Here is a 20,551-nt window from a genome sequence, read left to right on the forward strand (position 1 = left end):
ACACATCTACTGAAAGACAAGACTATGACCACCACATCGGATCACGTGTTGATTTTCGACACAACCTTGCGTGACGGCGAACAAAGCCCCGGCGCGACCATGACCCATGACGAGAAACTGGAAATCGCCGAGATGCTGGACGACATGGGCGTCGACATCATCGAAGCAGGTTTCCCGATTGCCTCGGAAGGTGATTTCGCAGCGGTCAGCGAGATTGCAAAGCGATCAAAGAACTCGGTCATCTGCGGGCTGAGCCGCGCAAACTTCAAAGATATCGACCGCTGCGCGGAAGCCGTGCGCCATGCCGCCAAACCGCGCATTCACACCTTTATCGGTACGTCTCCGCTGCACCGGGATATCCCCAATCTGACCAAAGATGCGATGGCGGATCTGATCCACGAGACGGTCACCCATGCGCGCAATCTGACGGATGATGTTCAATGGTCTGCGATGGACGCAACCCGGACCGAGCATGACTATCTGTGTCGCGTGATCGAGATCGCGATCAAGGCTGGGGCGTCCACCATCAACATTCCCGACACAGTTGGCTATACTGCGCCGCGCGAGAGTGCCGATCTGATCAGGATGCTGATCGAAAAGGTTCCGGGGGCGGACGAGGTTACCTTTGCCACCCACTGCCACAACGATTTGGGCATGGCGACGGCGAACTCGCTGGCTGCGGTCGAAGCGGGCGCGCGCCAGATTGAATGCACAATCAATGGTCTGGGCGAACGCGCGGGCAATACAGCTCTGGAAGAGGTCGTGATGGCCCTGAAAGTGCGCCACGATATCATGCCGTGGAACACGGGCGTAGATACGAAGAAAATCATGAACATCTCGCGCCGCGTGGCGCAGGTGTCCGGCTTTGCTGTGCAGTACAACAAAGCCATCGTTGGGAAGAACGCCTTTGCCCACGAAAGCGGCATCCACCAGGACGGGATGCTGAAAAACGCCGAAACCTTTGAAATCATGCGTCCCGAAGATGTGGGCCTGTCCGAAACCAGCCTGGTGCTGGGAAAGCATTCGGGCCGCGCCGCCTTGCGCGACCGGTTGAACCAACTGGGGTTTGACGTGGGCGATAACCAGTTGAAAGACGTGTTCGTGCGCTTCAAGGAACTGGCAGATCGCAAGAAAGAGGTATTCGACGACGACCTGATCGCCCTGATGCGCGATGGAACGGACGCCGCGAATGATCGCATTCAGGTGAAATTCCTGCGCGTGATCTGCGGCACGGAAGCGCCTCAGTCCGCTGACCTGACATTGGAGATCGACGGGGTCGACCATCAAAAAACAGCGACGGGCGACGGGCCGGTTGATGCAACCTTCAACGCGATCCAGCATCTGTTTCCGCATGATGCACGGCTGCAATTGTATCAGGTGCATGCCGTGACCGAAGGGACCGACGCACAAGCGACCGTGTCTGTCCGGATGGAAGAGAACGGCAAGATCGTCACCGGCCAGTCGTCTGACACGGACACCGTCGTTGCCTCGGCAAAGGCCTATGTGAACGCATTGAACAACCTGTTGGTACGGCGCGAGAAAACCAAGCCCGAAGGCGTTTGATACATTGACCTGCATACGGGCGGGGCTACACTCGCCCGTATGATACGCGCCCTGTCAAACCGCACTTATGCCGCACTCTTCACCGCTCAGGTGGTGGCTTTGCTGGGCACCGGATTGATGACCATCGCGCTGGGTCTTCTGGCCTATGAGCTGGCAGAAGACGCGGCGGGGGCGGTGCTGGGAACGGCCTTTACGATCAAGATGGTTGCCTATGTCGGTCTGTCACCGGTGTTGGCTGCGATTGCAGAGCGACTGCCGCGAAAGGCGGTTATGATCGGTGCAGATTTGGTGCGCGCAACGGTTGCGCTTGCCCTGCCGTTCGTCACCGAGGTTTGGCAGATTTATACCCTGATCTTTCTGCTGCAAGCTGCATCGGCCAGTTTCACGCCGGTGTTTCAGGCCACGATCCCCGATGTGCTGACCGACGAAGACGACTATACGCAGGCACTATCCCTGTCGCGGCTGGCCTATGACGTCGAAAACCTTCTAAGCCCTACACTTGCTGCCTTGCTTCTGGCGGTGATCTCGTTCCACGGGTTGTTCGTTGGCACGGTGATTGGTTTTCTGATTTCGGCCGTCCTTGTGGCGCGCAGTTCGTTGCCAGACCGGGCGCAGCCGGACGAGAAACGATCATTCCGGGATCGCTTGACACGCGGCAGCCGCATTTACCTTGCGACACCTCGTTTGCGCGGGTTGCTGTCGTTGAACATGACTGCCGCTGCTATCAGCGCCTTCGTGCTGGTGAATACGGTCGTGCTGGTTCGGGCCGACTACGGTTTGGGGGAAGGGGCGCTGGGCGTCGCCATGGCGGCGTTCGGGGGTGGTTCCATGCTGGCCGCGATGATGTTGCCCCCGCTGTTGAGCCGGATGCGGGAACGTGATGTTATGATGCCGTCGGCGATTGCTCTGACCGCGCTTGCCTTTGTCTTTGCCGCACTAAGCTGGGGGGATTCCTTGCCGCCCTGGGGGGTGTTCCTGACGATCTGGGCGTTTTTCGGCTTGCTCTATTCGGCGATCCTGACGCCATCCGGGCGGTTATTGCGCATCTCAGCCCATTCCGAGGATCGCCCCGCACTCTTTGCGGCTCAGTTCGCGCTGTCACATGCGTGCTGGCTTGTGACCTATCCTCTGGCGGGGTGGGTCGGGAAAATTGCTGGCCTTTCGGTTTCACTTCTTATGCTTGGTGGGTTGGGCGCGCTGGGCGTTCTGTCCGCGATCAGGTTTTGGCCCGCGAATGCTGAAAGGATCGTTCAACACAGTCACCCCCACCTGTCGCCTGATCACCCCCACATGAAAGCCCATCATGGTCATGGGCAAAGCCACGCCCATGCCTTCGTCATCGACGATGAACACAGGGTCTGGCCGACCCACGGCTAGGCGCTTGAATCCAACCCGCACAAGGCGTTTCCCGGCCTTCCATCTAAGCAATAAGCCGCTTGCGAACGCGTATTAGGCCTTTCACCTGAGCCTGCTGACCCTTATATATCCATCGGTCTGCGTCCTTTGGGGAATCGCGGACCACAAGGGTATTGAAGCGGGGTAGGCTGTAATGGTTGGGCTTTCGGGTTTGTTTTCGTCGGACATGGCAATTGACCTTGGGACGGCGAACACGCTGGTTTACGTGAAGGGCAAGGGAATTGTCCTAAACGAACCTTCGGTTGTTGCCTACCATGTTAAAGACGGCGTCAAGAAGGTGCTGGCCGTGGGCGAAGACGCCAAGCTGATGCTGGGCCGCACACCCGGTTCGATCGAGGCCATCCGACCCATGCGCGAAGGCGTGATCGCGGATTTCGACAGCGCGGAAGAGATGATCAAGCATTTCATCCGCAAGGTGCACAAGCGCACGACCTTCTCGAAGCCGAAAATCATCGTCTGCGTCCCGCATGGCGCAACCCCCGTCGAAAAGCGAGCCATTCGCCAGTCTGTGATCTCGGCCGGTGCCCGCAAGGCCGGGCTGGTTGCCGAACCGATTGCCGCAGCGATTGGCGCGGGGATGCCCATTACCGACCCGACCGGCAACATGGTTGTCGATATCGGTGGCGGCACGACCGAGGTTGCCGTGATGTCGTTGGGCGACATCGTCTATGCGCGCTCGGTGCGGGTGGGTGGCGACCGGATGGATGATGCGATCATCAACTACCTGCGTCGTCAGCAGAACATCCTTGTTGGGGAAACCACGGCAGAGCGGATCAAAACCTCGATCGGCACGGCTCGTATGCCGGATGATGGGCGCGGAGCGTCGCTGAAGATTCGGGGTCGCGATCTGTTGAACGGCGTACCCAAAGAAACCGAGATTTCACAGGCGCAAGTGGCCGAGGCGCTGGCCGAACCCGTGCAACAGATCTGCGAAGCGGTGATGACCGCGCTGGAAGCGACCCCGCCCGATCTGGCGGCTGATATCGTGGACCGCGGCGTGATGCTGACAGGTGGTGGCGCGCTTCTGGGCGAGTTGGACCTTGCGCTGCGCGAACAAACCGGGCTGTCTATCTCGGTCGCGGATGAAAGCCTGAATTGCGTGGCGCTGGGCACTGGCAAAGCGTTGGAATTCGAAAAGCAACTGCGCCACGTCATCGACTACGACAGCTGACCGTCCTGCCCCGTGTCGTCGGGGCTGGTCTCGTCTGGTGTGAGCGGAGGCCATTTTGGCAAAAAAGAGCAATCAGAGCGACATCTACGCCCGCCCGCTGCGCAGGCTGATGATCGGTATCCTGATGCTGTGTCTGTTTCTGATCTTCCTTCTGTGGCGCATCGACAGCCCGCGGGTGGAGCGCTTCCGCGCCAATCTGGTGGATCGTGTGGTGCCCAGCTTCGATTGGGCGCTGGTGCCGGTGACGAAGCTGGTGGGAATGGTCGAAGATTTTCAATCCTATCAGCGGATTTATGATCAAAATCAGGAACTTCGCCGCGAGTTGCAGCAGATGAAAGCGTGGAAAGAGGCCGCGCTTCAATTGGAACAGGAGAATGCGCAGCTTCTGAACCTGAACAACGTTCGGCTGGATGCGCAATTATCATACGTCACCGGCGTCGTGCTGACGGACAGCGGCTCGCCATTCCGGCAGTCTGTACTTTTGAACATCGGCGCGCGTGACGGGATCATTGATGGTTGGGCCACCACGGACGGGTTGGGATTGGCGGGTCGGATTTCGGGTGTCGGTCAGAAAACAAGTCGCGTGATCTTGTTGACCGACAGTAACAGCCGGGTGCCGATCATGGTCCAACCGTCAGGTCAGACGGCCTTGCTGGTGGGGGATAATTCTGCCGCCCCTCCCATCGAGTTTCTTGAGGCTCCAGAGAAGGTGCGCCCCGGCGATCGTGTCGTTTCCTCGGGGGATGGAGGGGTTTTCCCGGCGGGGCTTTTGGTCGGGCATGTCGCGATGGGCACCGACCGGCGCTTGCGCGTCCGCCTCTCGGCTGACTACGAACGGTTAGAGTTCCTGCGCGTCCTGCGCAGCCACCCCGGCGAGAAGGTGGATGACGACGGGGCGTTGATCGTCTCGACGCCTGCGCTTCCGCCACTGCCAGAACCAAGCACAGAAAGCGAAGGCACAGAAGCGCAAGCCGATGCGCCAGCGACCGAGGGAACTGACGGATGACAGACCATCTCACCCTCATGCGCTGGCTTTTCTCGATCGCACTCGCCGCCATCGCGGCGGTCGTGCTGTTTGCCCGCCTTCTGCCGATTGACCTGACACCGGGGCGTTTCCCCGGCCCGGATATCCTGCTGGCCTTCACGTTTGCCTGGGTGCTACGCCGCCCGGACTATGTGCCCGTGTTGCTGGTCGCAGTTCTGTTTTTTCTGATGGATATGCTATTATTGCGTGTCCCCGGCGTCTGGCCTTTGATGGTCGTCGCAGGGTCCGAATTTCTGCGTCGTCGCGAATCCGGTCTGCGCGAACAGCATTTCCTTGTCGAATGGGGGCTTGTCGCCATGACATTGTTCGCCATGTTGATCGGGCAACGTGTTCTGTTGACTGTGTTCTTTGTCGATCAAGTTCCATTCGGGCGGGAATTGATGCAACTTATCTCGACTGCTTTGGTTTATCCGCTGGTGGTCTTTGTATCGGTCTTTCTGCTGGGCGTTGAAAAACTACAACCCGGAGACGACGCAATCACGAGGCAAGCGTCATGAAGCGATCGCCAGTTGATACCGAGAAAAGCGCCCGTGGCATCACACGCCGCGGCCTGTTTCTGGGTGGTCTGCAAGTGTCGTTCGCTGCTTTGCTGGTGGGGCGGATGCGTTTCATGCAGGTTGATCAGACCGAAGAATATCGCACGCTTGCCGAAGAAAACCGCATCAAGTTCCAGCTGATCCCGCCTGCCCGTGGTATGATCCATGATCGCAACGGTAAACTGATTGCAGGTAACGAGCAGAACTATCGCATTGTTCTGGTGCGCGAAGATGCGGGCGATCCGGCCAAAGTGCTGGACCGGTTGCGAAAAATTGTCTGGATCGAAGATGAAGAGGTCGAGCGCATTCTGTCAGAAATGAAGCGCCGGAGTTCCTTTGTGCCAGTTACCGTCGCGGATCGCGTCCCTTGGGAAGATGTCGCTGAAGTTGCGATAAACGCGCCGGTCCTGCCCGGCATCACCCCCGAAGTCGGGCTGTCGCGCATTTACCCCCGCGCGTCTGATTTCGCGCATGTGGTGGGCTATGTCGGACCGGTGTCGGATTATGATCTTGGCAAGTTGGAAGATCCTGATCCACTTCTGCAAATCCCGCGTTTTCAGATCGGCAAAAGCGGGGTCGAGGCGAAGCTGGAGCTTTCGCTGCGCGGCTCGGCCGGTACGCGCGAGGTCGAAGTGAATGCTGTCGGTCGGGAGATGCGCGAGTTGGGTCGCGAAGAAGGGCAGCCAGGCGACAACATTCAGCTGACCGTTGATGCGGACCTTCAGGCCTATGTTCAGGCGCGGATGGCGGGCGAAAGCGCGGCGGCGGTCGTGATGGACACGCAAACTGGCGACATTCTGGCCATTGGGTCGACGCCGTCTTTTGATCCCAACAAATTCGTGCGTGGGATTTCAGGGTCGGACTACAAGGCGCTTCTGGATGATCCCTATCGCCCGCTTGCTGCGAAACCGGCGCAGGGCACCTATCCACCCGGTTCGACGTTCAAGATGGTGACCGCGCTGGCCGCGTTGGAAGAGGGCGTGATCGGGGTTGGCGAAACCGTGAAGTGTTATGGCCATCTCGAGGTACATAAAAGGCGGTTTCACTGCTGGAAACGTGCTGGGCACGGCAAGGTTGATCTGGTGAAAAGCCTGCGCGAGAGCTGCGATGTTTACTACTATGATATTGCCCAGCGGGTCGGCATCGAAAAGATCTCGGCGATGGCCCGGCGTCTTGGGCTTGGTGATCGGCATGATTTGCCACTGTCGGCGGTGGCCGAGGGTTTGGTTCCAGACAAAGCGTGGAAAAGAAACACCCGTGGGTCGGATTGGGTGATTGGCGACAGTCTGAATGCTGGCATCGGACAAGGTTTCGTCTTGGCATCGCCCCTGCAACTGGCCGTGATGACGGCACGGATTGCAACAGGCCAAGCCATTTCGCCAAGGGTGGTGCGTGCGATCAACGGGGTCGAGCAGCCGATCCTTAACGATGGGCCACTGGGTATTGGCCAAGATAACCTACAGTATATCCGGCAAGGGATGTACGAGGTCGTGAACGCCAAGCGTGGCACTGGCGGACGATCCAAGATCGTTGCCGAAGGTCTGCGGATGGCGGGTAAGACTGGCACCAGTCAGGTGCGCAACATCACCAAGGCCGAACGCGCGCGCGGCGTGACCCGCAACGAAGACCTGCCATGGAACCGCCGTGACCATGCCCTGTTCGTTTGCTACGCACCCGCCGAGGCACCGCGTTATGCTGTTTCCGTGGTCGTCGAACATGGGGGTGGTGGATCAACGGCCGCTGCTCCGATTGCACGCGATATCCTGTTGCAAACCGTCTACGAAGGCGAACCGCCGCTTGAAGCCTATCCGTCGAGCCAGCGCGGCACTATTCGGTCGCGCCAGCGCGAGATCGAAGAGATGCTGAGCCGCCCGCCTGCCGAACGTTTCGCCGACCGGAGCGATCAGGCATGAGCTATCTGGAGTATAACGTAAAATACGTGCCCACGGGGCTGCGTAAGGTGCTTTACGTCAACTGGTTCCTGGTGTTGCTTCTGACGGCTGTGGCCTCGATGGGGTTCTTGATGCTCTATTCCGTGGCGGGAGGCAGCATGGAGCCATGGGCTTCGGCACAGATGAAGCGGTTTGCCCTTGGCATGACGCTGATGTTCGCCATCGCAATGGTTCCGATCTGGTTTTGGCGCAACATGGCTGGGCTTGGATACGTTCTGTCGCTGATCTTGCTGATCCTTGTCGAATTCGTGGGTGCGACCGGTATGGGCGCGCAGCGTTGGATTGATCTGGGGTTCATCAGGTTGCAGCCTTCCGAGCTTTCGAAAATCACCTTGGTTATGATCCTGGCCGCTTACTATGATTGGCTTGATATCAAGAAGGTCTCGCGGCCGTTCTGGGTGCTGCTGCCGATTGTTCTGATCCTTCTGCCCACGGCCTTGGTTCTGAAACAACCAGATCTGGGCACGTCGATCCTTCTGCTAATGGGCGGCGGCGCGGTCATGTTTCTGGCCGGTGTCAGCCTATGGTATTTTGGTGTGGTCATCGCAGCGGCGATTGGTTTGGTGACATCTGTGTTCATGTCGCGTGGTACGGATTGGCAGCTGCTTAAGGATTATCAGTACCGCCGCATCGACACTTTCCTTGACCCGTCATCCGACCCGCTGGGGGCAGGATACCACATCACACAGTCGAAGATTGCGTTGGGCTCCGGGGGATGGACCGGGCGGGGTTTCATGCAAGGCACGCAGTCACGTCTGAATTTTCTGCCTGAAAAGCAGACTGACTTTATCTTCACCACTTTGGCAGAGGAACTTGGGTTCCTTGGTGGTGTGTCCCTGTTGGCGCTTTACGTGTTGATCCTGGCGTTCTGTGTCGCCTCTGCGCTGCAAAACAAGGACCGCTTCAGTTCGCTTCTGACGCTGGGTGTCGCGATCACGTTTTTTCTGTTCTTCGCTGTGAACATGTCGATGGTCATGGGGCTGGCGCCGGTCGTCGGCGTGCCCCTGCCATTGGTCAGCTATGGCGGATCAGCGATGTTGGTTTTGCTGGTCGGTTTCGGTCTTGTGCAAAGCGCGCATGTACATCGGGCGAGGCAGAAACGGTGAACATCAATGTTCTCTACGCGGGCAATCCCAAACTATGGTCGATCTATCACACGGAGCTAAGCAAAGCGTTGGCGGAACTGGGCATTTCTGCCAATGTTTCAAATGACGTGGCACCCGAAGATGTGGACTACATGGTCTATGCACCAAACGGCCCGGTGCAGGATTTCACGCCGTATAAACGCACCAAAGCCGTGCTTGGGCTTTGGGCTGGGGCCGAGAAGGTTGTGGGCAACCCAACCCTGACGCAACCCTATACCCGGATGGTCGATGATGGCCTGACCGAGGGGATGACCGAATGGGTCACAGGCCAGGTGTTGCGTCACCATCTTGGGATGGATCGGTATATTCACCGAACCGCTCCGATATGGAACCAGCCTGCACCGCCCTTGGCGCGCGACCGGACGGTGGCTGTTCTGGGTCTGGGGGCCTTGGGGGTGGCGGCCGCAAAGTCGCTTCGCGCCCTGAACTTCAACGTGTGTGGATGGAGTCGCAGCCAGAAAGAGATCGACGGTATCGAATGTTGCAGCGGGGACGATGGGTTGCAGGATGTGCTGTCCCGCGCTGAGATTGTGGTGTTGCTTCTGCCCAAAACCCCGGCGACCGAGAACATTCTGAACGCCGAGCGACTGGCTTGGCTGCCGAAAGGCGCAGTGATCATCAATCCGGGGCGCGGCCCTTTGATCGATGATCAGGCCCTGTTGGCTGCGCTGGACAGCGGGCAGGTTGGACATGCCACCCTGGATGTGTTCCGGGTCGAACCCTTGCCTGACGACGATCCCTATTGGGCACATCCCAACGTGACGGTCACGCCGCATATCGCGGCTGACACCCGTCCGGCGTCAGCCGCGCGGGTCATTGCCGAGAATATTCGACGCGGGGAGGCAGGCGAGCCGCTGTTGCATCTGGTGGATCGCGAAGCGGGATATTGAACGGGGTCTGGTTTAGATATCCATCCAGATCGTTACGGGGCCATCATTCACCAGCGTGACCTTCATATCGGCCCCGAAACGCCCCTGTTCGGTTGCAATGCCAAGCCCGCGCAAAGCATCGGCGAACTGGTTGTAAAGGCGTTCTCCGTCGACGGGCTTCGCGGCGGCCGAAAAGCCCGGACGATTGCCGCGCGACGTATCTGCGGCCAGCGTGAATTGACTGACCACCAGCGCGCCGCCACCGGTATCAAGCAACGAGCGGTTCATCTTGCCAGCCTCGTCTTTGAAAATCCGCAGTTTCGCGATCTTTGCGGCCAGCGCATCTGCATTGGCGGTGTCGTCACCCTCCATCGCGCAGACAAGTATCAACAGGCCCGGCCCGGTCTGGCCAACCTGCTTTCCGTCGACATGGACGAAGGCTTCGCTTACGCGTTGGATCAGGGCTTTCACGTCTTTTCCTTTTGTCCACTTAGGCGCACCCATTCGTCCAATGGTGCGCGTGAGGTGCGAAACCCGTTCGCGGGATGCGTTTCATCAGCATACCCGAACGATATCCCACACAGGACGATACGATCATCAGGCAAATCAAACCAGTCACGCAGAAACGGGGCATAGGCTGCAACGGCGGCCTGGGGTATCGAGGCGATCCCGAGTGATGCGGCCGCAAGGGTGAACCCGGTGATGAACCCTCCACAATCCAGATAGGCATAGGGGCCAAGCTCAGCCGGGGCGGTCAACAGGGCAAAGCAGGGTGCGCCGAACAGGTGGAAGTTTTCCGTCATCTGCCGGGCCGAGGCAGCCCGGTCGCCGCGTTCCACGCCGACGCTGTCATAAAGCTGAAGTCCGCACCGCTTGCGGCGGGACTGGTGGGCGCCTGTATAGGCGCTGGGCCAAGGGACATCCGGGGTTTGGGCTGCGGTCATTGCGTGGCTATAGAGCGCTTCACGCAGACGGTCTGTTTCTGTGCCCATAGTGACATCAACCTGCCATGGTTGTGCGTTGCACCAGCTTGGAACTTTCTGCGCGGCGGTCAGGATTTTGGTGATCGTATCCTCGGACACCGGATCAGAGCGAAATCCACGGCAAGAATACCGCGCGCCAAGAAGCGCTGTGAAATCATCATACTGCATGGTGTGATCCTATTGGCTTTGGGCCGATAGATAACCGATTATCGCAGCGGCAATCAGCCCCAAAATGACGGCAAAAGTGATCTTCCAAACGGAATACGGTCGTTCGCCCTGCACCCGCCCATTTTGACCGTTCACCACAAACCGATAGGTCTTGCCCCGATATTTATAGGCAGCCAGCCACACGGGCAGCAGGATATGCTTGAAGGTCACATCCGACATTTTCGTATCCATGGAGTTGATCCGCTGACGATCTCCGCCGATGTCAAATTTCACGTCACGCATGATGATCCGGTTCATGTAATCGCGTGCTTCGGAAAACCCCTGCTCCAGATCGACAGTATAGCCCTCTGCCTGAAACCCTGCCAGATATTCGGGCCGATAGGGTTCAAGCCGCGACAGGTCCCACGGCTCCAGCGCATCGGTGTATTTCTTCGGCAATCCGCGCGACGCCAACACCAGAACGTCATCGAAGAACCGCGCGACCTTTCCGGACACGGGGCGCCACCTTACTGTTTGCGAGCGTTGCTGACGTCGCTCGCCGTTGACCGTCACATTGCGCACGCGTTCATGCACCGTGCCACGCTGGCCGCTATAGCTGGTGCGCGTGTCGGCGTCGTAGGTCCAGTATGGCACATAGATGCCGGACATACGCCGTCCCTTGCGGGCGTATTCGCGCAGACCATTGGGCGCGAACCACAACCGCCCCAGCCAATCGGTCATTGCCTTGTGCGCATCGCGTTCCTTGACCTCAAAAGGGGCAAGCCCTTTCGGTTTGAACCGCCGATGCGCGCCCGTGTCGGTGACGACGGGTGTGGCGCAGAACGGGCATTCCGAGGCGTGGGTATCGTGGTCAAACTCAATAAGCGCCGCACAGTTTGGGCAGGTCACAACGCGCGTGATCTCGGTTTCTGAGTCAGGCAGTTGTTCGGATAGCGCGCGTTTCAGATCCAGTTCACGGATGACCGGAACCGTTTGCGGGCGATCATCAATCGCCTCTTCATTGCCGCAGTGATCGCAGGTCAGCAGGTTGCGTTCTGGATCGAACCGCAAATCTGCCCCGCATTGGTCGCAGGGAAAGCGGTGTTCTTCCAGCGGCGCTTGTGTGTCTTCACGCGGAAAGGCCATCCGGGGCAGCCCCTTCATTCAGGCGGTGGAAAGGGATGGGCGACATGGATGCCGCCCGAAAATTCAGGTGCTGGGGGGCGGGGGTGGCAGTACGGTGAACAATTGCGCAAGTTCCGCCACGTCCTCGGCCCTTTGCCAGCCGTCCAGACCCGAGGTCCAGACATGGGTGTCGCGAGACAACTCGCCCGACGCGGCCATGCGGCCCAATGCGGCCTTGGAAAATGGCCCCTTGGTTTCTCCGTTTTCGGCAATATGCCAAACATGCTCGACTGGTGGTGGTGGCGGTGTCTGAGACGCGGGTGCCATGGGTGCGGTCCCCCACGGCCCGGTCTGCGCCATTTGACCTGCCATCGCCATGCCCAGCCCCATACCCAGCCCTGCACCGATGCCGTCGCCTCCGTTGGGGTTTTGCGCGGCGGTCGTCATTGCTTCGGCCGCTGAATACTGGGTGAACGCGCCCAAATCACCAGCCACACCCATCGACGTGCGCTTGTCCAATGCGGCCTCGACCGCCGGGGGAAGCGAGATATTCTCGATATAGAATTCGGGAATGATAAGGCCATATTCGGCGATGATCCCCGAGATTTCTGTTGCGATCAGCTTGCCCAGATCGGCCGTGTTGGCTGCCATGTCCAGAACGGGAATGCCGGCCCCTGCAATCACGCGACTGAAGGCTTGAACGATGATGTTGCGAATCTGATAGCTGATTTCGTCCATCGTGAATTCACCGTCCGTTCCGACGATTTCGACCAGAAACTTTGCGGGGTCTGAAACGCGCACGCTGTACGTGCCAAAGGCTCGGATGCGGGTCGGACCGAACTCGGGGTCGCGCAGCATGATGGGATTCTTGGTGCCCCATTTCAGATCGTTGAAACGGGTTGTGTTTACGAAATAAATCTCGGATTTGAACGGCGATTTGAAGCCATGATCCCAATGGTTGATCGTTGTCAGGATCGGCATGTTGTTGGTTTCCAACATATACAGACCGGGGGTGAAAACGTCTGCCAATTGCCCTTCATGGACAAAGACGGCCGCTTGTCCTTCACGAACTGTCAGTTTCGCTCCGTATTTGATCTCGTGATCTTCGCGTTCGAACCGCCAGACCATGGTGTCACGCGTGTCATCCACCCAGTGAATCACGTCGATAAATTCGCCAGTCAGAAAATCAAGAATTCCCATTGTTACGCTCCCTCCTTGGGGTGTCGGTCATACTGCGCCGCCGGTCAGCTCGGCAGCGATCTGTTTGATAATTGGGCGGGCTTCGTCCGCCGACATGTTCGGTCGCAGCCGATCATCATAAAGCATACGTAGCAGGTTTTCGTCATGTGTGGTCAGCAGCCCGAATTCTTCGTCATCATTGAAGATCGACGGGCGGGCGACCGGGCTGTCATTGGACAGACCCAACCCTTGCGCGACCTCTTCATGGATGCACGAGGTGCGCATCAGGTCGGGGTGTTCACTTCGGATCACAGCCACGGCCTGTTCGAATTGCCCGTTATTGGCCGGGTCGCGCCCGAAAACAAGGCAATAGGTATCGCGCGGCATGTTAAGAACCGCACGTTGGCTGAGTGCGCTGATACCAGGTACGACCCGGCGCAGTTCCGGCCCAAAGGCCCTGCGCTCATCCTCGTTCAGGATATAGACGTGGAAATTTCCATCGCCATTGGTCATGCTGATCGGGTGACCAGTGACACGGGCCAGCCTGCGTACATATCTGGATAGAATGGCGCGGTCCTGTGCCTTTTGCGCGTCCGGTGTCGACAATCCAAACTGAATGGAGACCCGCACCGGTTTTTCCCAGCGCGTCAGGTGTGACGCATTTTCGCGCGCGATCAAGCGTCCGCCGGCAGAGGAGTATTCCTGAAAGAACGCGATACGCTCGAAATTTCGGGCCAGCATGGCCGCGCTGAACGGCACATCAGCACCACCCCCGTCCGTGCGCAACAAACCTTGCGTCAGCAAACTGCGTTGAACGCTGGCGTAATAGGTCGCCAACGCTTTGCTTTCAGCACTCGGCACCAGGGGGGCTGACGCCGCCCTTGGTTTCGGTGTTGGCGATGTGGGCAATCCCGACACGCCCGGACCGGCTGATTGACATGCCGATAGCGCCAGCATTGCTGCCAGCGCTCCGGTTGCCATCTTCAGGGCGTGTCGCCGCATTCTGTTCCCTTCGCAGTCCGGTTTATCCGTGCGGCACCGAGCTGGCCATGTTGTGGGCCGATGCCGTACCACGCGACGTTGCGGCGGCAAGCGTTTCCTTCAACTCGGCTTCCATTTTAGTCAGCTCTTCCTCGGCGGCGGCGCGTTTGGCTTTGCCTTCGTCAGCAATCGCCAGGCTTTCTTCGATCGTGGCGATCAGCGTGGCATTTGCGGATTTCACGGCTTCGATATCAAACACGCCACGTTCCATTTCCTTGCGCACCATACGGTTCGCTTCTTGCAGGTTTTCGGCGTTGGCGGTCAGAAGCTCGTTGGTCAGGTCGGTGGCGTCCTTGACAGCGGCCGCCGCTTCGGCCGAACGCTGGATGGTGACAGCCTGTGCCAGCTGGGTTTCCCAGAGCGGCACGGTGTTCACCAAGGTCGAGTTGATCTTGGTCACCAGCGACTTGTCGTTTTCCTGCACCAACCGGATCGAGGGCAGCGACTGCATCGTCACCTGACGCGTCAGTTTCAGGTCGTGAACGCGGCGTTCCAGATCGTCCCGCGCAGCACGCAGGTCACGCAGTTCCTGCGCCTTGATCACACCTTGTTCTTCAGGCGCTTCAGATACCTCGGCTTCTTTGGCAGGGATAACCGTGTCATCCAGCTGGGCCAATTTTGCTTCGCCCGCCGAGATGTACAACGCCAGCTCGTCATAGAATTCCAACGTTTTCTCATAGAGCTTGTCGAGCGACTTGATGTCTTTCAACAGCGTGTGTTCATGGCCCAGAAGATTGTCGGTGATCTTGTCGATCTGCCCCTGAACGTCTTCATATCGCGCCATGAATTTCGCGGCAGGCGCCAGGCGGCCCAGCAGCTTTTCCCACCAGCTGCGTTCGCGACGCATGTCCAATTCGCTGATCGAAAAGCCGCGGATCGTGGTGACGATGTTGCGCAAGCTATCACCGGCTGGCCCCACATCCTTGTTGCGCACACCGGCCAGCATATCCTGACTGATAACCTGCAACTCGGATTGCGCGGCCGATCCGAACTCGATGATCGACTGGGTGTTTTCCATGTCGATTTCGGCCATACGCTTTTCGATTTCGGCGCTGACTTTCTTGTTGGCTTTTTCCAACGGCACAAGCGCACCCGAGGGTTCGGGCAGCACGACAGCTGTCACTTTTTCGATGTCCTTCAGCGCGGCTTCGGCCTTTTGGCGGGTCGTATCAGTCATTTGAAAATCCTCACAAATTACTCGGTTCGCACGCCTTCGCGTGCCAGTCTTTCGCGCAGAACCTCGATTTCGACGTCAAGGTCGGTGCGATTGTCGTCCAGAAATTGTCGGGTTCGGGCGGCGAAATTGGCTTCCAGATCGTCCAGCAGGGTTTCGTAATCCGCGCGGGCCAACCCGCCGGGATCGCGCATGTAAATGTCGACGAACTTGGTTGTCGCATCGCGGGCGCCCAGCAAGTAAACACCCAGATATTTCCGTGCGGCAGTCAGATCGCGGGGATCGTCTTCGACCGTCCGAAACATAGCGCGCGCGGTTGCGATAAATCGGTCCACGCGCCCCTCAAGCCGACGGTCTTTGGTGCGGTCTATGGTTTCCTTCATTGCGCGCAAGTGTTTTTCAGCCTCGGTTACAGCACGGGCGACGCGGTCGGTTTGGAACGTGTCCACATCTTCCATGCCTTTATCGCGCAGCGGGTCCAGTCCGAATGATAACATGTGCAGACCAGCCCCCAGAAGCCCAAGTGCTGCTGCGATGATTGGCGTTCCATCGACCGAAGCTGCCAGAAACAAGCCAATCCCGGTCATGGCCGAACCAAACAGCTTGCGCGGCACGGCTGGACGGCGCGCGATCTTGCGGGCGTCATATTCTTCCTGCGCCAAGATGCCTTCGCGGGTCAGCCACGCCGCAGCGATCAGCGCGCCAAATGCCAACAGCCGCAGAATTAGGTCTCCGGGGTCGCGGAAAAACGCCAGAAAGGCCAGCGGAAGCGGGGCAAGAAACAACAAGTTGACCCGCCCCCCTGCACGCGAACGGATTTTGCCGCGATACGGCGACCGTTCGACAGGCCCCGTGTCTGTTCGTGTGTCGGAATTGCGATCAGAAGATTTCGGGCTGAATTCTCCGCCATAACGTTGTGACATCAAGCGCCCCCCGTGATCGAGACATAGAGGATCAGCGCGACAAGCACGAAAAAAGCGGTCTTTTGTAGTCCGGTCTCAGACAATCGGGGCCCTTTCTCGGTCACCGTTTCATAGCCAATATAGGGGCGTATGCCCTTTATCGCTATGGGTTTGTTGATGGAATGCGGTTCTGCCGCCTCACAATTCTGGTTTGGCAGCCAATGGCTGGTGCTTGATCAAAGTGTCGGTGCTCCAGTGGTTTGCGACAATACGCACCTTAACTGGGTGCGCTAACATGGCAACGGGGAAACCAGCCATTTATTTCCCTGTCGTTGCCGGATCGCGGCGAGCCCTTAAGATGCCTCTGCGTTTCTCGCGCGCCATTTGCCCAATGCCCGCCCCATCACCCGATCCCATAGCGGCGGTATCAAAGCGATCGTTGCCATCAACGGCAAGGAATAGGGTAACATTGGAGCCAGCTCTGCATTGGGCAGCGATAGCGCGGGATAGGATCGCATTGGATGCGCGTGGTGGTCGGAGTGGCGCGGCGCATTCAGCATCATGTGGGAGGAAAACCAATGTGGTGCGTTCCAGCTGTGACCTGCACCAACCGGGGCATAGTCACCGTTCGCATTCTTGTCGCGCACAAGCCCGTAGTGCTGAACATAGTCTGACAAGAGCAGCTGCATCTGAGCATGAAGGCATAACAGAATATAGACCAGAAAGCCGCCAATTCCGCCGATCCAAAGTGCTGCGGCCATCATCAGAAACGCCCCGCCAACATAGAAAAAGTAGGGGTTCAACCCACGCCGTCGGCTGCGTGCAAGATCCTGTTTCTCCATCTCATAGCCCGCGACGAATGATCCAACCCAGGCGCGGGGGGCAAAGTCGTAAAAACTTTCCCCTTCCTCTGCGGTGTTGGGATCGTCGGGTGTGGCCACCCATCGGTGGTGCACCTTGGGATGTGCAGATGCGTGATGGCCGAACAGAAGCGAGATATAGACCCACCTGCCGAGCGCGCGAAGGAAGCGGTTGCTTCGGTGGATCAGCTCATGCGCATTCGCGTTTGACACCTGCCCGAAAAACAGCCCTGCGGCAAGGAAGGTGCAGGTGGTTGCAGCAAGGCTGTGCTGCATCCCGCCGCCCAGTGAATAAACCACGAGGCCGAGCAATCCAAAGTGACAGATCGCAAGCAAGGCCGATAGCAGATCAGCATCATCGGCCGTTTCGTCCTCGTCCAAAGCTGGGGCAACACGCGCAATAATCGCATCCAAAGCATAAGCGAACAGCGTCATGTAGGTCAGGGCCGCGGCGGCAAACCAACCTCCGAAAAATGCTGCCAGCGCGATCAGTGCGACGGGCGTCAGGCTGGTAATCGCGAAAACCTTCAACGGATGTGCTAATAGATCAGACATGGGCGCTCCGACTGACAACCCGGTTGGGGGCTTTGGCAAAATATCGTTGAATCCGCAAGGATACGCAATCCGCCACATCTATGTCGTTTTTGGATGGCGCGGGCACTGGGGCGCTGTTTAATGTGGGGGCGATATCACATCGGGGTTGATCATGGCGCTGGACGACAAAAAAGGCATCTGGAAATCAGGTAAAGGCAAAGGGCGCCGCAGGCCCAAAGGCCGCCAGATTGATCCCGTCGCGCTGGAAGAGGTGCAGGCCCTGCTGGGCGACCGACCGCGCCGCCGCGACCTGTTGATAGAGTTTCTGCATCTGATTCAGGACACCCATGGTCATTTATCTGCCGCGCATCTGCGTGCGTTGGCACATGAATTGAAGATGAGCCAGGCCGAGGTTTACGAGGTTGCAAGTTTCTATGCCCATTTTGACGTGGTGCGCGAAGGTGAGACACCTCCTCCAGCCTTGACGATCCGTGTTTGTGACAGCCTGTCTTGCGAACTGGCCGGGGCCGAGGCGTTGCAAAAGGCGCTGGAGGACGGGTTGGCTGCAGATCAGGTTCGCGTCGTCCGCGCACCTTGCATGGGGCGCTGCGATACCGCGCCGGTTCTGGAACTGGGCCACAACCACATCGACCACGCCACACCGGAAAAGGTCCATGCTGCGATTTCGGCGGGTGAGACACATACCAAGTTGCCCGAGTATGAAGACCTTACCGCCTATCGTGCGGCAGGTGGCTATGCGACGCTGGAAGACCTGCGTCGCAATGGCGATTGGGAGGCGGTGCAAACGCAGGTGCTGGACGCCGGTCTGCGCGGCCTTGGGGGTGCGGGATTCCCGTCGGGCAAGAAATGGGGCTTTGTGCGTGCCAATGACGGTCCGCGCTATCTGGCTGTCAATGGTGACGAGGGCGAGCCGGGCACCTTCAAGGATCGCTATTACCTTGAACGTACACCACATTTGATGCTGGAAGGGATGTTGATCGCTGCGTGGGCAGTCGAAGCGGAAACCTGCTTTATCTACATGCGTGACGAATATCCGGCCGTGCTGGAAATCCTACGTCGCGAGATTGCGGCGCTGGAAGACGCCGGACTGATCGCGCGCGGTTATGTCGACCTGCGCCGGGGGGCCGGGGCCTATATTTGTGGCGAAGAAAGCGCGATGATCGAATCGGTTGAGGGCAAGCGCGGCTTGCCCCGTCATCGCCCGCCTTTCGTGGCGCAGGTGGGCATTTTCAACCGCCCGACTTTGGTTCACAACGTCGAAACCCTGCACTGGGTCGCGCGTATCCTGCGCGAAGGAGGCGAGGTATTGTCTTCGGTTGAAAAGAACGGACGTAAGGGGCTGCGATCCTACTCAGTCTCGGGTCGCGTGGCCAATCCAGGCGTGCATCTGCTGCCCGCCGGATCCACGATCCGCGACCTGATCGACGCCTGTGGCGGGATGGCCGACGGGCACAGCTTCAAGGCCTACCAACCGGGCGGTCCGTCCTCGGGCTTGTTGCCTGCGGCAATGGATGACATCCCTTTGGATTTCGACACCTTGCAGCCCCATGGCACGTTCATCGGGTCAGCGGCGGTCGTCGTCTTGTCGGACAAGGACAGCGCACGCGATGCCGCCCTGAACATGCTTCGCTTCTTTGAAGATGAAAGTTGCGGACAATGCACCCCGTGCCGATCCGGCTGCGAGAAAGCTGTGAAGCTGATGCAGGCGGATCAATGGGATCAAGGCTTGCTGACCGAACTGTGCACAGTGATGCAAGATGCCTCGATCTGTGGTTTGGGGCAGGCGGCACCAAATCCCATCCTGATGACCATGAAGCACTTCCCGGACGAGATTTAGGGCGACAGTCTAGTCGGTTCTTCCAACGTCACGCTTGACCCGTGCGCCCGGGCAGGCATGTGTTGTGCTAAGCGCGATCACCTGTTGTTAACGGCTCTGGTGCAAGGAAGAAGTCATGATCTACCTGCCGATCCTTTTGGGCCTGAGCTTTGCCGCCGCATATTTTCCGCTGACCTCGTCTAAACCGACATGGACGCGGTCTGCCATCAAAACCATTCCTCTGCTGGCCTTTGCCCTAGCCGCCTACCTTGCGGGTCTGGGACCATTTCTTGTGGCGGGGTTGTTTCTGTCCGCGCTGGGGGATTTCGGCTTGTCGCGCGATGGCGATGCACCGTTTCTGTATGGATTGTCTGCCTTCGCATTGGCCCATCTGGCGTATATTCTGCACTTGCTGGGCATCTCGGATGCCCATGTGTGGGACGCATTTTCTTCAGCCCCCATCGCGGCGATCATCCTTGTTGGTTTGATGATGTCGACCGAACTTTGGCTGGCCACACATACCGGGCATCTTCAATGGCCCGTGCGTATCTATGTTGTGATCATTGGCGTGATGGGGCTTTCTGCCCTGACCTTGCCCTTCGGATGGACCGTCGTCGGGGCGGGGTTGTTCATCCTCTCGGATGTTATTCTTGCCATCAACCTGTTTCGGATGTCTGACACGCATCACCACCGGCTGAAGGCTGGATACGCGATCTGGGCGTTATATGTTGCCGGTCAGGTGTTGATCCTTTGGGGCGGGTTATCGGCCTGACCGCATTGCTGCCCCTTCCATCCGCCCCCCATGTGGCTTAGGTGGATAGAAAGCGATCAAGAGGGCGCAAATGGCTTTTTTCTCGAAACTCAAAGAACGTCTGTTCAAATCGTCATCCAAGCTGGAAGAGGGGCTTGAGGCGATTGTCGAGGACGGAGGCGAAGAAGAAGAGGTCGACGCCCCCATCGAGGAGGCTACTGGCGAGGCATCCGCGCCCGTTGACACCGATGCGAATGCACCAGACATAATTCCTGAGCCTGAGCCTGAGCCTGAGCCTGAGCCTGAGCCTGAGCCTGAGCC

Annotated in this window: 18 protein-coding genes and 1 pseudogene; 11 read left to right on the forward strand and 8 right to left on the reverse strand. The window is 58.5% G+C overall.

Annotated elements, in window-relative coordinates:
• Window positions 1–24: 24 nt before the first annotated feature.
• The 8 genes from J3R80_RS12585 (at window position 25) to J3R80_RS12620 (ending at window position 9,718) form a co-directional block, all read left to right on the forward strand.
• Window positions 25–1,563: a 2-isopropylmalate synthase gene (locus J3R80_RS12585; protein WP_275394136.1), complete on the forward strand. Its 1,539-nt coding sequence runs from the start codon at window positions 25–27 to the stop codon at window positions 1,561–1,563.
• Window positions 1,564–1,602: 39 nt separating this feature from the next.
• Entirely contained in the window at window positions 1,603–2,940 is a 1,338-nt protein-coding gene (locus tag J3R80_RS12590; RefSeq protein ID WP_275394137.1) for an MFS transporter, read from the forward strand.
• Window positions 2,941–3,112: 172 nt separating this feature from the next.
• A complete protein-coding gene (locus J3R80_RS12595) occupies window positions 3,113–4,150 on the forward strand; it encodes a rod shape-determining protein (RefSeq protein ID WP_191286430.1) in 1,038 nt (345 codons plus the stop codon).
• Window positions 4,151–4,205: 55 nt separating this feature from the next.
• Window positions 4,206–5,156, forward strand: coding sequence for a rod shape-determining protein MreC (gene mreC, locus J3R80_RS12600; protein WP_275394138.1), 951 nt, complete (start codon window positions 4,206–4,208; stop codon window positions 5,154–5,156).
• Complete coding sequence (locus J3R80_RS12605; protein WP_275394139.1) at window positions 5,153–5,692, forward strand: rod shape-determining protein MreD; 540 nt, start codon at window positions 5,153–5,155, stop codon at window positions 5,690–5,692. Before mreC ends, J3R80_RS12605 begins: the two co-directional genes overlap by 4 nt.
• Window positions 5,689–7,644 carry a penicillin-binding protein 2 gene (mrdA, locus tag J3R80_RS12610; protein WP_275394140.1) on the forward strand — a complete coding sequence of 652 codons (1,956 nt, stop codon included), beginning with the start codon at window positions 5,689–5,691 and terminating at the stop codon, window positions 7,642–7,644. The genes J3R80_RS12605 and mrdA overlap by 4 nt, the downstream gene beginning before the upstream one ends.
• Window positions 7,641–8,789, forward strand: a complete 1,149-nt coding sequence (rodA, locus tag J3R80_RS12615) for a rod shape-determining protein RodA (RefSeq protein ID WP_275394141.1) — start codon at window positions 7,641–7,643, stop codon at window positions 8,787–8,789. Before mrdA ends, rodA begins: the two co-directional genes overlap by 4 nt.
• Entirely contained in the window at window positions 8,786–9,718 is a 933-nt protein-coding gene (locus J3R80_RS12620; protein ID WP_275394142.1) for a glyoxylate/hydroxypyruvate reductase A, read from the forward strand. Before rodA ends, J3R80_RS12620 begins: the two co-directional genes overlap by 4 nt.
• 12 nt (window positions 9,719–9,730) lie before the next feature.
• Here the strand turns inward: J3R80_RS12620 and dtd are convergent, their stop codons facing one another.
• The 8 genes from dtd to J3R80_RS12660 form a co-directional block, all read right to left on the reverse strand.
• Entirely contained in the window at window positions 9,731–10,168 is a 438-nt protein-coding gene (gene dtd, locus J3R80_RS12625) for a D-aminoacyl-tRNA deacylase (protein ID WP_275394143.1), read from the reverse strand.
• Window positions 10,165–10,848, reverse strand: a complete 684-nt coding sequence (locus J3R80_RS12630; protein ID WP_275394144.1) for a nitroreductase — start codon at window positions 10,846–10,848, stop codon at window positions 10,165–10,167. Before J3R80_RS12630 ends, dtd begins: the two co-directional genes overlap by 4 nt.
• A 9-nt stretch (window positions 10,849–10,857) precedes the next feature.
• A complete protein-coding gene (locus tag J3R80_RS12635) occupies window positions 10,858–11,991 on the reverse strand; it encodes a TFIIB-type zinc finger domain-containing protein (protein WP_275394145.1) in 1,134 nt (377 codons plus the stop codon).
• A gap of 45 nt (window positions 11,992–12,036) precedes the next feature.
• Window positions 12,037–13,152, reverse strand: coding sequence for an SPFH domain-containing protein (locus tag J3R80_RS12640; protein ID WP_275394146.1), 1,116 nt, complete (start codon window positions 13,150–13,152; stop codon window positions 12,037–12,039).
• A 27-nt stretch (window positions 13,153–13,179) separates the two neighbouring features.
• Entirely contained in the window at window positions 13,180–14,133 is a 954-nt protein-coding gene (locus tag J3R80_RS12645; RefSeq protein ID WP_275394147.1) for a DUF2927 domain-containing protein, read from the reverse strand.
• A 22-nt stretch (window positions 14,134–14,155) separates the two neighbouring features.
• Window positions 14,156–15,349 carry a toxic anion resistance protein gene (locus J3R80_RS12650; protein ID WP_275394148.1) on the reverse strand — a complete coding sequence of 398 codons (1,194 nt, stop codon included), beginning with the start codon at window positions 15,347–15,349 and terminating at the stop codon, window positions 14,156–14,158.
• Window positions 15,350–15,366: 17 nt separating this feature from the next.
• Window positions 15,367–16,269 (reverse strand): 5-bromo-4-chloroindolyl phosphate hydrolysis family protein, encoded by a 903-nt coding sequence (locus J3R80_RS12655; protein WP_275394149.1) that lies wholly within the window; start codon window positions 16,267–16,269, stop codon window positions 15,367–15,369.
• Between the two features lie 332 nt (window positions 16,270–16,601).
• A complete protein-coding gene (locus tag J3R80_RS12660; protein ID WP_275394150.1) occupies window positions 16,602–17,663 on the reverse strand; it encodes an alkane 1-monooxygenase in 1,062 nt (353 codons plus the stop codon).
• A 151-nt stretch (window positions 17,664–17,814) separates the two neighbouring features.
• Between J3R80_RS12660 and J3R80_RS12665 the strand changes: the two genes are divergently transcribed.
• From J3R80_RS12665 to J3R80_RS12675, 3 genes and pseudogenes are all read left to right on the forward strand, one after another.
• Entirely contained in the window at window positions 17,815–19,500 is a 1,686-nt protein-coding gene (locus J3R80_RS12665) for an NAD(P)H-dependent oxidoreductase subunit E (protein ID WP_275394151.1), read from the forward strand.
• A 115-nt stretch (window positions 19,501–19,615) separates the two neighbouring features.
• A complete protein-coding gene (locus J3R80_RS12670) occupies window positions 19,616–20,251 on the forward strand; it encodes a lysoplasmalogenase (RefSeq protein WP_275394152.1) in 636 nt (211 codons plus the stop codon).
• Between the two features lie 70 nt (window positions 20,252–20,321).
• Window positions 20,322–20,551, forward strand: a pseudogene (locus J3R80_RS12675) (signal recognition particle-docking protein FtsY); the annotation flags it as partial.

The organism is Aliiroseovarius sp. Z3, assembly GCF_029105185.1.
Classification (GTDB): domain Bacteria; phylum Pseudomonadota; class Alphaproteobacteria; order Rhodobacterales; family Rhodobacteraceae; genus Aliiroseovarius.

What these genes read in the sequence shown, in the direction of transcription:
- J3R80_RS12585 (WP_275394136.1), top strand. Translation starts at nt 25, where the DNA reads ATGACCACCACATCGGATCACGTGTTGATTTTCGACACAACCTTGCGT.
- J3R80_RS12590 (WP_275394137.1), top strand. Translation starts at nt 1,603, where the DNA reads ATGATACGCGCCCTGTCAAACCGCACTTATGCCGCACTCTTCACCGCT.
- J3R80_RS12595 (WP_191286430.1), top strand. Translation starts at nt 3,113, where the DNA reads ATGGTTGGGCTTTCGGGTTTGTTTTCGTCGGACATGGCAATTGACCTT.
- J3R80_RS12605 (WP_275394139.1), top strand. Translation starts at nt 5,153, where the DNA reads ATGACAGACCATCTCACCCTCATGCGCTGGCTTTTCTCGATCGCACTC.
- mrdA (WP_275394140.1), top strand. Translation starts at nt 5,689, where the DNA reads ATGAAGCGATCGCCAGTTGATACCGAGAAAAGCGCCCGTGGCATCACA.
- rodA (WP_275394141.1), top strand. Translation starts at nt 7,641, where the DNA reads ATGAGCTATCTGGAGTATAACGTAAAATACGTGCCCACGGGGCTGCGT.
- J3R80_RS12630 (WP_275394144.1), bottom strand. Translation starts at nt 10,848, where the DNA reads ATGCAGTATGATGATTTCACAGCGCTTCTTGGCGCGCGGTATTCTTGC.
- J3R80_RS12635 (WP_275394145.1), bottom strand. Translation starts at nt 11,991, where the DNA reads ATGAAGGGGCTGCCCCGGATGGCCTTTCCGCGTGAAGACACACAAGCG.
- J3R80_RS12640 (WP_275394146.1), bottom strand. Translation starts at nt 13,152, where the DNA reads ATGGGAATTCTTGATTTTCTGACTGGCGAATTTATCGACGTGATTCAC.
- J3R80_RS12645 (WP_275394147.1), bottom strand. Translation starts at nt 14,133, where the DNA reads ATGCGGCGACACGCCCTGAAGATGGCAACCGGAGCGCTGGCAGCAATG.
- J3R80_RS12650 (WP_275394148.1), bottom strand. Translation starts at nt 15,349, where the DNA reads ATGACTGATACGACCCGCCAAAAGGCCGAAGCCGCGCTGAAGGACATC.
- J3R80_RS12655 (WP_275394149.1), bottom strand. Translation starts at nt 16,269, where the DNA reads ATGTCACAACGTTATGGCGGAGAATTCAGCCCGAAATCTTCTGATCGC.
- J3R80_RS12660 (WP_275394150.1), bottom strand. Translation starts at nt 17,663, where the DNA reads ATGTCTGATCTATTAGCACATCCGTTGAAGGTTTTCGCGATTACCAGC.
- J3R80_RS12665 (WP_275394151.1), top strand. Translation starts at nt 17,815, where the DNA reads ATGGCGCTGGACGACAAAAAAGGCATCTGGAAATCAGGTAAAGGCAAA.
- J3R80_RS12670 (WP_275394152.1), top strand. Translation starts at nt 19,616, where the DNA reads ATGATCTACCTGCCGATCCTTTTGGGCCTGAGCTTTGCCGCCGCATAT.